The 11,773-nt window shown below is 63.9% G+C and carries 10 protein-coding genes; 4 read left to right on the top strand and 6 right to left on the bottom strand.

Annotated features, from left to right (window positions below; translation table 11 throughout):
- The first annotated feature begins 8 nt into the window (after window positions 1-8).
- Window positions 9-1,292 (top strand): acyl-CoA dehydrogenase family protein, encoded by a 1,284-nt coding sequence (locus BB28_RS06885; protein ID WP_081252221.1) that lies wholly within the window; start codon window positions 9-11, stop codon window positions 1,290-1,292.
- 40 nt (window positions 1,293-1,332) lie between these two features.
- Here the strand turns inward: BB28_RS06885 and BB28_RS06880 are convergent, their stop codons facing one another.
- Both BB28_RS06880 and BB28_RS06875 read right to left on the bottom strand, forming a co-directional pair.
- The gene (locus BB28_RS06880; RefSeq protein ID WP_046252956.1) at window positions 1,333-3,957 is read right to left on the bottom strand and encodes an AAA family ATPase; all 2,625 of its coding nucleotides are present in this window, start codon (window positions 3,955-3,957) and stop codon (window positions 1,333-1,335) included.
- Window positions 3,954-5,138: a metallophosphoesterase family protein gene (locus tag BB28_RS06875; protein ID WP_046252955.1), complete on the bottom strand. Its 1,185-nt coding sequence runs from the start codon at window positions 5,136-5,138 to the stop codon at window positions 3,954-3,956. Before BB28_RS06875 ends, BB28_RS06880 begins: the two co-directional genes overlap by 4 nt.
- 131 nt (window positions 5,139-5,269) lie before the next feature.
- Between BB28_RS06875 and BB28_RS06870 the strand changes: the two genes are divergently transcribed.
- Window positions 5,270-5,782 carry a SixA phosphatase family protein gene (locus tag BB28_RS06870; RefSeq protein ID WP_046252954.1) on the top strand — a complete coding sequence of 171 codons (513 nt, stop codon included), beginning with the start codon at window positions 5,270-5,272 and terminating at the stop codon, window positions 5,780-5,782.
- Window positions 5,783-5,793: 11 nt separating this feature from the next.
- Here BB28_RS06870 and BB28_RS06865 read toward each other — a convergent pair whose 3' ends face one another.
- The 3 genes from BB28_RS06865 to BB28_RS06855 are packed head-to-tail and all read right to left on the bottom strand — an operon-like array spanning window position 5,794 to window position 7,429.
- Window positions 5,794-6,312, bottom strand: a complete 519-nt coding sequence (locus BB28_RS06865; RefSeq protein WP_046255605.1) for a DUF3558 family protein — start codon at window positions 6,310-6,312, stop codon at window positions 5,794-5,796.
- Between the two features lie 32 nt (window positions 6,313-6,344).
- Complete coding sequence (locus tag BB28_RS06860) at window positions 6,345-6,902, bottom strand: DUF3558 domain-containing protein (protein ID WP_046252953.1); 558 nt, start codon at window positions 6,900-6,902, stop codon at window positions 6,345-6,347.
- Window positions 6,899-7,429 carry a DUF3558 domain-containing protein gene (locus tag BB28_RS06855; protein WP_044104574.1) on the bottom strand — a complete coding sequence of 177 codons (531 nt, stop codon included), beginning with the start codon at window positions 7,427-7,429 and terminating at the stop codon, window positions 6,899-6,901. Before BB28_RS06855 ends, BB28_RS06860 begins: the two co-directional genes overlap by 4 nt.
- A 153-nt stretch (window positions 7,430-7,582) precedes the next feature.
- Here BB28_RS06855 and BB28_RS06850 point away from each other — a divergent pair, with 153 nt between their 5' ends.
- Window positions 7,583-9,307 carry an ABC transporter ATP-binding protein gene (locus BB28_RS06850; protein ID WP_191985264.1) on the top strand — a complete coding sequence of 575 codons (1,725 nt, stop codon included), beginning with the start codon at window positions 7,583-7,585 and terminating at the stop codon, window positions 9,305-9,307.
- Window positions 9,304-11,199, top strand: a complete 1,896-nt coding sequence (locus tag BB28_RS06845) for an ABC transporter ATP-binding protein (protein ID WP_046252951.1) — start codon at window positions 9,304-9,306, stop codon at window positions 11,197-11,199. Before BB28_RS06850 ends, BB28_RS06845 begins: the two co-directional genes overlap by 4 nt.
- Here the strand turns inward: BB28_RS06845 and BB28_RS06840 are convergent.
- Complete coding sequence (locus BB28_RS06840; RefSeq protein WP_046252950.1) at window positions 11,196-11,720, bottom strand: hypothetical protein; 525 nt, start codon at window positions 11,718-11,720, stop codon at window positions 11,196-11,198. The genes BB28_RS06845 and BB28_RS06840 overlap by 4 nt on opposite strands.
- Window positions 11,721-11,773 lie beyond the last annotated feature (53 nt).

Genomic DNA, 11,773 nt, shown 5'->3' with positions numbered 1-11,773 from the left:
GACCCATATTGCCGCTTCGGTTCTGGGTGATTCAAAGCGATGCCGCCAATGGGCATGCTGCGTACAACGAAGATATGACCTCCGCTCCGTCAGTCCTCGAAATCCGCGCACTGCCCGGCACCGAGACCTACCGGAATCTGCTCACCCAGGTCGCCGACGGGGCACGAGAACGTGACCTTGACGACGAGAATCCCTTTGACCAGGTTCGGCTGCTCAAGGAGGCAGGGATCGGTCGGCTGCGTATCCCGGTAGAACTGGGCGGCGCAGGACTTTCTGTGCGGCAACTCTTTTCCACCATCATCGATATCGCGCAGGCCGACCCCATCGTCGCGCACATCTTCCGCACTCACTTCTGGTTCGTCGAGGAACGGCTGCGCACGCTTTCCGATCCCACGTCGGCCGCCTGGCTGACGAAGGTGAACGAAGGCAACCTGTTCGCCAATGCATTCAGCGAGAAGGGGACTTTGGCCGTCGGAAGTCTGGTGTTCAACACCCGTCTACTGCCGGCCGGTGATGGATATCGGTTGAATGGCGAGAAGTTCTACAGCACCGGGACCTTGTTCGCGGACTACCTGACGGTCACCGCAACCACCGACCACGATTCGATCGCATCGGTCATCGTCCCCGGCGATCGCGACGGGGTGCGGCTGGTGGACGACTGGGATGGATTCGGCCAGCGACGCACTGGTACGGGCACCACGATCTTTACTCAGGTCGATGTCGCTGGCAACGAAATCCTTTCCGACACACCGTATGACGCGGCCCCGGTGCCCACCACGCAGTATGCGTCGTTGCAGCTCTACATCCTGGCGATTGTCGCCGGAGTGCTGCGGTCAGTCGTAGATGACGGTGCGGCACTGCTGCGTTCCCGGCAGCGCAACTTCAGTCATGCTCTCACCGAACGTCCGGTCGATGATCCGTTGTTGCAACGCACCCTGGGCGAACTCAGCGCAACCGCGTTCGCGGCCGAGGCCACGGTTCTCGCCGCGGCCGATGCCATTGATGCCGCCACCGCGTCCTTGCGCGATGGAGTTCCCGATGCGCAGCTCGCCGAGGAAGCCCAACTGGCGGTCGCCAAGGCCAAGGTGCACATCGATGCCGTCGCACTCGACGCCGCAACGAAGCTGCTGGACCTGGGTGGTGCCAGCGCCTCCAGCCGGAGCCGAAATCTGGACCGGCACTGGCGGAACATCCGGACCATCAGCCTGCATAATCCGGTGCACTACAAGGCCCGGGTGATCGGCCAGAACCTGCTGCACGGCACGCCGCTTCCGGCGAACGCGTATTTCTGAGAGGCACCGATTTTGAGGGGTATCGGGGCAGCCGAGTCACTCAGGCCGACAGGCTGATTCGCTGCGCCCCGGTGACCGAGTGATAACGGTCGGGGCTGCAGGTCAGCACGATCACCTGCGCCTCCGTGCCCACCGCGCCGAACACCTCTCCCATGCGCTCCAGCCTGTCGCTGTCGGTGAATCCCAGCGCGTCATCGATGATGACCGGCACCGCATCCTGCGGAGCCACCAACGCGGCACTCGCCAGTCGCGCGACGATGCCCAGTTGTTCCTTCGCGCCACCCGATAGCGACTCGTAGGGCACCGTTCGGCCTTCTAGCGTCCGGCTGCGAATACTCAGATCGCTGTCGACGTCCACTTCGAAGGTGGGGCCGAAGACCATGCGCCCCAACCGCTCCAGCTCCGCACGGAATGGGTCGACATAACGCAATCTCATGCCGTCCCGATGCCGCAACATCACCGATCGCAGAGTGTCGACGGCTCGGGCCTTCGCCCCGATCCGGGCGAATTCCGTTGCCGCATATTCACGCTCGGAAGCAGCGGCATCCAGCTGGTCCTTACGGCCCTGCCTGCCGAACACTTCCAGGCGCACCGAGATATCGCGTAGCCGATGACGCAACGACTCGTGCTGCTGATCCAGCCCCTGTGCTCGCGCGGAGACCTCGCCGAGTTCGGCGCGTACCCGATCAGCCTCGAGCGCGGCCAACTGACCCATCAGATCGGTGATGCGGCGAGCGGTCAGGTCTGCCGCTTGGACCGCCTGCTCATGGCGTTCGGTGAGCAGATCGTCGGAAGCCGATGCCCGAACCTGGGCCAGGCGCTGCTCCACGGCGGCCAACTCTTCGGCGCGGGCGCCCTGCTTCTCTCGCAATACCATTGCCTCGGTGGACTTCTCGGCAAGTTTCTGATTGGCGACCTGGGTGGCGTGGCGGTGGGTGACCTCTTCAGTCTGCAGGCGCTCCACCTCGGCCACCAACCGGGCGACCTCTGCGCGAGCCTGCGCCGGATCGATCGCATCCCACAGACCGTCGGCCTCCGGTGCCAACTCGCGCAAGCGGCTCAGCTTCTCGCGCAGTGCATCAAGGCTCTCGGAGCCCATCAGCCCATCGAGCAGTGCCGTCAACCGGTCGCGTTCGGCATTCAGCTCGGTCCGCCGCTCATGCTGCTTATGGGCCTCACCGACATCGGCTACACCAGCAGCCGCCAATGCGCCGGTGAGCGCCTCGCGAGCCGCATCGAGGTTTCCACGCAGCTGCGCGGCGTTGGCCCCCGGAATGATTCGGGTGACTGCCACACCGGGAGCGGTGATCTCGACGGTATCGGTGGCCGCACTTGCCCATTGCTCCCCGGCCGCAACCCGCAGCTGGCGGCCATCCACGGTGATGTCGACATCGGCGAGCGCGCGAACCTCCACCTGCGCCGAAGCGGTGTCCAGAGCCACCTCTGCCATGCCCACGGTTCGCGCGGCGGCCTCGATAGCGCCAAGGGTCTGTGCGGTGATGGCCAGTGCCGAAAGTTCCGCACCGGCCGTGGTCAACTGCCGGGTAGCGAGGTCGATACGCGACACCCGGGCCGCCAGTCCATCCACCTCATCCCGGGCCAGTGCGCGGTCCAAAGTGTCGCGGGCCGAATGCAATTGAGTACGGGTAGCCTCGACCGCCTGGGCCATCCGGGCCGCGGCAACCTCGGCCGCCTCTGCTACCTGTTGCGCTTCAGCGTGCGCTTCCTTCGCGGCCGACACCTGCTCGGCGAGCCCATCGATTCCGGCGCGACGGGCCTGGATATCCGCGACCAGTTGGGCCCGCTCGTCACGTTTGGTCTGTGCTGCCACCGCCGCGGCCTGCGCCGCCTCAGCGACTACGGCTGCGTTATCGCGTTGTTGCATCAAGGTCGAAACGGCTTGAGAGGCCTGCTCCAACGGAACCAGCCGACGACTCACCTCGGCACGGTCGGCAATGACGGAGGCCAGCTCCCGAGTCAGCTCGTCGTGCTCACGAACCTGTTGCTCGACCTCGGCCACGGCCGCGTTGGCGACGGCAAGCGCATCCTCGGCGGCGGTCAGCCGGACACCGGCCTTGGCCCATTCACCGGTGGGACGCCCGGTCGCGGTGAAGTACAGCGCGTACTCGGCGTCGATCCGCTCCACCAAATCGGGCTCGCTACCGGACAGCGCAACCGATTGTCCGGCAGCAAGATCCAGTGCGCGGGTAAGCGCATCGCTCGACGACAGATCGAGTACACCTGCACCCGCCGACTGCAGAACCCGCTGCGCCTTCCACAAGTTCATGTCGATGGACTGATCCAGCATGTCCAGCACCCGCTGATGCGCCTCATCTCCGGAGAGCTGTTCGCGGCGTGGCTCGATGACCGTCAGATGCGTCTCGGCGCGCTTGTGAAAACGCTTCCGATACACGAATCGATAGGGGCCACAGCTGATCTCGGCTTCAATCTCGGAGCCTACGTCGGCAAACGTGGGCTTGACCTGCTTGACGTCCTTCTTGGTGGAACGATCCTTGGATTCGATCAGCAGGTCCAGCGCCTCGATCATGGACGTCTTGCCGATCTCATTCGCTCCGCTGACCACCACAACACCGCGATCGGGAAAAGTGATGTCGCGATGAGCTATTCCGCGATAGTTGGTGACCGAAAGGCGGTGCAGCTTCACGCCGCTGACCCTCGTGCCACCGCGCCGCCCTTGGCCGAGCCGCCACGCCCGGCACTGGACGTGAGGCGCAGTAACAGCGACAGGGCGCCCTGGGCATCCGCCGACGACGACCCGCCCGCGGCCGCCATCTCCTTCAGCTCGGCGATCGCGGACTCAGCGAAACCACCGACACCGAGGTCACTGAACTCTCCATCGGCGGGCACCACCGCAATATCGGTATGCCGCTCCCACATCCGCATGCTGGCGAAAAGCCGCGTGTACTTGTCCAAGCACTCTTCCAGCACGGCGTTATCGGTCACGCTGAGCGTGCCGGTGAGCCCCAGACGCACCACCGTGCGCTCCTTGTCGGGCAGCAGTTCGAGGTTCAGTCCGAGATCGGCGATATCGCGCGCGTTGTCCACCGACCGCCGCAACGTCACGAACCGCCATCTGCCCACATGATGGGCATCCACCTGCACCGCACCCGATTCGTCCAGGCCCACCACAAGAGCATGTCCCGGATCGGATTCGACATCGTCGTAGTTGGTGACCTCGGGCGCCCCCGAGTACCAGACCCGCCCGGTGGATCCCACCTGGGTCCGGGAATGCTTGTCCCCCAACGCCACGTAATGGACCGCGCCGCGGGCGATGGCGTCCTCGACGGCCTTCAGCGCGATGAGCGCCGGTTTCGTCGGGTCGGGGTCCAGCGCATCCACACCACCGTGGGCCACCACGATGCGGCGGGTGCCGTCAACGGGCAGAGCCTGCAGCTGTTCGGCCACCAGATCATGCGTGGGCGCCTTGGAACGCCACGGCACCGCGACCAGCTCGACACCGGCAGCCACCCGATGCACGCCCGCGGTATCGAGGACGTGGACGTTCGCGGGCTTCTCGGCCAGGAACAGCTCACTGGTGTACACCGAGGCGGCGTCCAGGGGATCGTGGTTGCCGGGCAGCAGATAGATATCCACCCCGACGCCACGCATCACCTCCAGCGCCTGACTGATGACGCGCGGGGCCAGCTGGTTGGACTCGAAGACATCTCCACACACCACCATGAAGTCGCAACCCTGTGCCACAGCAACCTCACCAAGGGAGGCGATAGCCTCCCTACGCGCGGCTGAATACTGCGGCTGAGCTTCGCCGGCAAGGAAATGCCGGGTCATGCCGAGCTGCCAGTCAGCGGTGTGCAGGAACTTCACACGGGAAGTCTATGGGCGTCCACCGACAACCTCCGGGTGCCGCGCCTGATCCCCGCGGCCCGGATTGGTGACTTATCCACAGGTCGGGCATTTGCCCGTCTTTCGTCACCTACCCCGGCTACCGTACGACCATGCCGGATGACGCCAAGCGCACCCTGATCTTGATGCGGCATGCGAAGTCGGCGTATCCGCCAGGAGTCGACGACCACCAGCGCCCGCTGAATCTGCGTGGTACGCGACAAGCCACCCAGGCCGGAACGTGGCTGCAAGACAATTTCAATCGGATCGACGCGGTGCTGTGTTCAACCGCTACCCGGACCCGCGCGACGTTGACTCAAACCGGGGTACACAGCCAGCTCGTCAGATTCAGCGACAAACTCTACGACTCAACGGTGGGAATCACCCTCGGCGAGATCAACGCGGTACCGGATTCCGCGAGCACGGTGCTCGTCGTCGGGCATGAACCCACCACTTCGCAGCTGGCACTCATGCTCGCCGACACCGGTACCAGCAATGCAGAGGCCGCGAACCGGATCTCCACCAAGTTTCCGACCTCCGCAATCGCGGTGCTCACCACTCGGTCGCCGTGGTCACGGCTCGAATTAGGCGGCGGATCGCTCACCAAGTTCCACGTGCCGCGCTAGTCGGCAGGGTCTCAGACCTTCTCAGCCACCTGGGTGGACAGCTTCATCGCGCAGTGACATGCGTCCGAGGATGTGCCGTGACCCGCACCGAGCAGGGTGACCGCCAGTTCGAAGAATTGGTCGTCCCCGTACTCCAGCGCGGTGACGCACATCCCGTACGTCGAACTGATGAAACCGCTCTTGCCTCCCGCGGAGAAGTCCCTGACCTCGTCACGCGTCCGCTCCTCCCCCTCCCGCTCGCGACCGATCGGGCTGCCGCGATACCAGGACAGGGTGACGTTCGGGAGCGCGCTCCACGATCCATTCGGAGACCAGGTGCATCCGGCGGGCGTCTTTGCAATCAGCCTGAGGTCAGCCCGGCGTACGACGGCCATCACATCGGGTGTGGTGAGGCTGCCGCACTCGGAGTACCCCGGGCCGACCCGGACGTCATGCGAGGTAGCCACCTCATGCCCGTTGACTTCGTGGTGGTGCCCGGAACATCCCGAACTCAACAGCATTCCCATGGCCAGCACCGCACACAGCACTATCCCGCCCACACGGGACGAGCGAACACGACCTGTCAGATGTTCACTGACAGCGTCATCTCCATCAATTTTATTGCCTGCGTGCATGAGTCTCCGCCTTGGCCCTGCGGGTTGACCCACCATCCAACAACACCTGCCGCGTCGCTGGCAACTCCACAGGCGCCCGGCTGGTCCGGCGGCTTCATCACGATCGACGGGATTCCCTGAATCGCCCGTTCCTGGACGTTGTATTTCAGACTGTTCGCTGTGGCCTTCTCCGCTTCGAGACTGCCCGTCTCGAACCAGAAGCGGGTGATGTCGACGAGGCCACCGCTCTTACTCATCGCCTGCCACCGGCACAATGCGCCCACAAACGTGCTCTGAATGTCCCTCGGATCCGCGTCGACGGCCTTGGCCAGAACGTCGGTGGTGAGGACGTCGCATTCCTTGAGCAGGTTGGGGTACTTCTGCTCGGCGGGCGTGCCGTCACCCAGATCGCCGCGGCCGGGCATGACCGCTTCTCCGTCGACGGTGCCGCCACAGCCTGCGGACGTGAATGCGACCAGCGCGACGCACGCCGCCGCGAACAGGGACTTCGTTTTCCGATGGGTCATTTCTTGGCCGCCTTGATCGACGTCTCGGTCAGCTGCTTGGCCACGTCGCAGGAGTCGGGAGCGCCGGATCCGGGCTCGAAGTTGATAGACCATTCGATGAAATCGTTTCCGAAGTCCATGCCGATCTCGCACAGTGTGGTCACGGTGCCCGGGTAGCCGTTGGTGGCGATGAACCCCTTGTATCCGGCGATCTCGATGTCCTCGACGCTGGGGCGTGTCCGCTCCTCCGTCGCCCGTTCACGACCGATGGGGCTGCCTCGGTACCAGTTGAAGGAGAAGTGCGGTCCCACGATGCTTCCCCCGCGCAGCCAGACACATCCGACCGAATTCTTGGCGGTGCCCACCAAACCCACGACCTTGGTCAGCTGCATCATCGCCTGATCGCTGACACCGCCGCATTCCGAGAACATCGGACCCTCGACGCCCTTGGACTTGGTCTGCGCCGGTGCTGTCGCGTTCGGCTCATTGCCATTGGGTTGATCAGACTTATCACCGCCCGAACAACCGGCCACCACAAGCGCCACCATCACCACGGCGACAGCACACTTGCTCCACACGTTGCGCGAATCCAAGCCCAACCTCACATGTGCACTGTAGCGGCACAAACCCGCGCCAACCACTGAGCTGCGGGTTTGTTGCGGGAGTCGTGTGCGACAGTGGTGCCCATGCCTCAGGGTCAGTTGCGGGCCCTCCTGCGACGTTATGTCCGTCCCTACCGCAGTCTGGTCGCGGTGGTCGTCATGCTGCAGATCATCAGCACCCTGGCCGCGCTATATCTGCCGACAGTCAACGCGGCGATCATCGACGACGGAGTCGCGCAGGGCGATACGCGCACGATCATGCGACTCGGCATGGTGATGCTGGCGGTGACGCTGGTACAGATCGCCTGCTCGATCGGCGCGGTCTACTTCGGTTCCCGGACCGGCATGGGCTTCGGCCGCGACATGCGGTCGGCGCTGTTCCACCACATCACCGGGTTCTCCGCCGAAGAGTCGTCTCGATTCGGCGCGTCGACCTTGTTGACGCGCACCACCAACGACGTTCAGCAGCTGCAGGTACTGGTCCAGATCACCTGCACCATGCTGGTGACGGCACCGATCATGTGCATAGGCGGGATCGCGATGGCGATCCACCAGGATGCGGGGTTGTCCTGGCTGCTCATCGTGAGCATGCCTGCGCTCGGCCTGGTCAATTGGTACATCGTGCGGTCGATGTTGCCGATCTTCCGCCGCATGCAACGGCTCATCGATGGCATCAACCGGGTCATGCGGGAACAGTTGTCCGGCATTCGTGTCATTCGCGCATTTACCCGGGAAACTCTGGAACGCAAGCGGTTTGGTGCGGCCGTCGCCGAGGTGTCCGAAGCGGCACTTGCCGCCGGCCGATGGCAGGCCCTGATGCTGCCCACCACTTCACTGGTCATCAACACCTCCAGCGTCGCGCTGATCTGGTTCGGCGGGCTGCGTATCGACCAGGGACAGATGCAGGTGGGCTCGCTGCTGGCCTTCTTGTCCTACTTCTTGCAGATCCTCATGTCGATGATGATGCTCACCATGTTGGCCGTCATGGTGCCGCGAGCCTCGGCGTGCGCCGAACGGATCACCGAGGTATTCGAGACAGTGGGATCGATTACCGCCCCGCCCGATCCGCTTTCCGCGGACGCATCGGATCCGACCGTTGAGTTCACCGATGCCGGCTTCCGCTATCCAGGTGCCGAACGTGCGGTATTAGAAGGAGTTTCATTCACGGCACAACCCGGAACGGTCACCGCGGTGGTCGGTGCGACGGGCTGCGGCAAGAGCACGTTGTTGTCACTGATCCCCCGCTTGCACGACGTGACCGCGGGTTCGGTACGCGTGGGCGGTAACGATGTCCGGCGATATGACCCTGAGAACCTTTGGACACTCATGGGGTTGGTTCCGCAACGCGGGTACCTGTTCTCCGGAACGGTGGAAAGCAACCTGCGCTACGGCAAGTCCGACGCTACCGAGAACGAGATGTGGGAGGCGTTACAGGTAGCGCAGGCGGCGGATTTCGTCCAAGCGCATCCTGCGGGGTTGCACATGCCGGTGTCACAGGGCGGCATCAATTTTTCCGGCGGGCAGCGTCAGCGCATAGCCATTGCGCGCGCGGTGATTCGCCGTCCGGGCATCTACCTGTTCGATGACGCGTTCTCCGCGCTGGATGTACGTACCGATGCCCGGTTACGGGAGGCGCTGCGCGCGGTCGCCGCACTGTCCACCGTGATCGTGGTGGCTCAACGGATCTCGACGGTAATCGATGCCGACCAGATCGTGGTGCTCGACAATGGTCGAGTGGCCGCGGTGGGCACCCATGCCGAGCTGGTGGACTGCTGCGGGATGTACCGGGAGATCTGCGATTCGCAGGCGGTGTCACTGGTATGACTCAGGGGATCGGTTTTCGAGGGGTGCAGCAAGGGCTGGTAGAGCGTTCCCGGGACTTCCGTGGCACCGGAGTGCGGATGGTGAGGCGTCTTGCTCCGCAACGTCTTCTGACCGCGGTGGTGATCATCCTGTCGATGACCGGTATCACGATCGGGGTGATCGGGCCCCGAATCCTGGGCCACGCCACCGACCTGTTGTTCAACGGGGTGGTTGGGCGAGAGTTGCCCGCCGGACTCAACAAGGAACAAGCCATCGAGGCGGCACGGGCACGCGGGGACGGCCAATTCGCACAGATGCTTTCCGGCATGAACGTCACCCCAGGAGTGGGTGTCGACTTTCATGCCGTGGGGATGACGTTGGCACTGGCACTGGGTCTGTACCTGGCGGCTGGGTTGTTGGCGTGGGTTCAGGCCCGGCTTCTGAACGTCACCGTGCAGCGCACGGTCGTGGCATTGCGGGCCGATGTGGAAGACAAACTACATCGGCTTCCGTTGTCGTACTTCGATTCCCGCCAGCGCGGGGAGATTCTCAGCCGCGTGACCAATGATATCGACAACATCCAGACGTCTCTTCAGATGAGCATCAACCAACTGCTGAGTTCGATGCTCACCCTAGTCGCAGTGCTTGTCATGATGCTCAGCATTTCGCCGCTACTGGCCGTGATCACCCTCGTGACGGTGCCCCTGTCGCTGTGGGTGACGCGGGCCATCGCCCGTCGCTCGCAACGGCTGTTCGTCGCGCAATGGTCTAACACCGGGAAACTGAACGCGCATATCGAAGAGACGTACAGCGGTTTCACCATCGTCAAAACATATGGACACCGCACGGACGCAGAGGCGATCTTCGCGGATCGGAATGCCAAGGTGTACCGCAGCGCCTTTGGCGCACAGTTCTTCTCGGGCCTGGTGTCTCCCGCTACGGCGTTCGTAGGGAACCTGAGCTATGTGGCGGTGGCGGTGGTGGGCGGCCTCAAGGTGGCCTCGGGCGATCTGACACTGGGCAGCATCCAGGCGTTTACGCAGTACGTACGGCAGTTCAACCAGCCGCTGACGCAGGTGGCCGCGATGTACAACACCCTGCAGTCCGGACTCGCCAGCGCCGAAAGGGTTTTCGAGTTGCTCGACGCTGGCGAGGAGACTCCGGACCCGGCACATCCCGCCGCTATTCCCGCCGGGTCGCCGGGTGTCGAGTTCGAGGACATCAGTTTTGGCTACTCCCCCGAAACCCGGGTGATCGATGGGCTGTCGCTGCGCGTCGAACCTGGGCAGACGGTGGCGATCGTCGGGCCGACCGGGGCAGGAAAGACCACCCTGGTGAACCTGCTGATGCGCTTCTACGACCTCGACTCCGGGCGGATACTGCTTGACGGCATTGATATCTCAACGGTGAGTCGCCACGATCTGCGATCACTGATGGGGATGGTGCTGCAAGACACTTGGCTCTTCGCAGGCACCATCGCCGAGAACATTGCCTATGGGCGGCCCGGGGCGTCCGACGACGAGGTTCGCGAGGCGGCACGCGCGGCGTACGTGGACCGATTCGTGCAGACACTCCCCGACGGATACGACACCAGGATCGCCGACGACGGCGAGAACATCAGCGCCGGCGAGAAGCAGTTGATCACCATAGCCCGGGCCTTCCTGGCACGCCCGCAGCTGCTGATACTCGATGAGGCGACGAGTTCGGTGGACACCCGAACCGAACTACTGATTCAGCGGGCTATGGCCGAGCTACGTCGGGATCGGACGAGTTTCATTATTGCCCATAGGCTTTCCACCATTCGTGATGCGGATCGCATTGTCGTGATGGACGGCGGCAGTGTGGTCGAGAGTGGCACCCATACCGAGCTGTTGGCGCGCCGCGGTCCCTACTTCGCGATGACGCAGGCCTAGAGCTGCGGGCCTTGCGTTCGCAGATCCCGAACCTCTGTCATGGCCCCCCGTAGCTTGTCCAGCCATTCCTCGGCGTGTTCACCGACCAGCCGCACCGCCCATGCCAGCGCGTCGGCGCGGGAGCGGGCGACTCCCGCTTCGACCAGGGTGTCGAGCACCTGGCGCTCGGGCTGGCGCAGACGAGTCATCACCGGGACCGCGATGTGCGTGAACAGGATCCGCTCGGACTCCTCGGCGGTGCCCACGTCGACACCCCAGGAGACCTTGCGCCCATACCGGGCCTGCGCCTCGTCGGCGATGCGCATTCGGTGAGAGCGGGTCTCTTCCCGGAAGCGAGAGGCGCGGCCTGCTGCGCGCGCCTCACTTTCCTTGGCACTCTCCTCGGCGGGCAGTCGGCCGATGACGGTGATCTCTTCGCGGTCGACAACGACTTCAGGATCGCCACTGAACCAGCCGTCGGGCAGGCGCCCGGCGAACCAATCCGCGGCGTCGGAGGCGTCGGATTGTTGATCTCGTTTCATGATTACAAAATTACATGCTTACAAACATCGCGGCGTTCGCCTACAGCGAACAA

The sequence above is a fragment of the Mycobacteroides chelonae CCUG 47445 genome, from assembly GCF_001632805.1.
GTDB lineage: Bacteria > Actinomycetota > Actinomycetes > Mycobacteriales > Mycobacteriaceae > Mycobacterium > Mycobacterium chelonae.
Note: the sequence above shows the minus strand (reverse complement) of the source record. Positions and strands in the feature narration are given on the sequence as shown.

What these genes read in the sequence shown, in the direction of transcription:
- BB28_RS06870 (WP_046252954.1), top strand. Translation starts at nt 5,270, where the DNA reads ATGCCGGATGACGCCAAGCGCACCCTGATCTTGATGCGGCATGCGAAG.
- BB28_RS06860 (WP_046252953.1), bottom strand. Translation starts at nt 6,902, where the DNA reads ATGACCCATCGGAAAACGAAGTCCCTGTTCGCGGCGGCGTGCGTCGCG.
- BB28_RS06855 (WP_044104574.1), bottom strand. Translation starts at nt 7,429, where the DNA reads ATGGTGGCGCTTGTGGTGGCCGGTTGTTCGGGCGGTGATAAGTCTGAT.
- BB28_RS06845 (WP_046252951.1), top strand. Translation starts at nt 9,304, where the DNA reads ATGACTCAGGGGATCGGTTTTCGAGGGGTGCAGCAAGGGCTGGTAGAG.
- BB28_RS06840 (WP_046252950.1), bottom strand. Translation starts at nt 11,720, where the DNA reads ATGAAACGAGATCAACAATCCGACGCCTCCGACGCCGCGGATTGGTTC.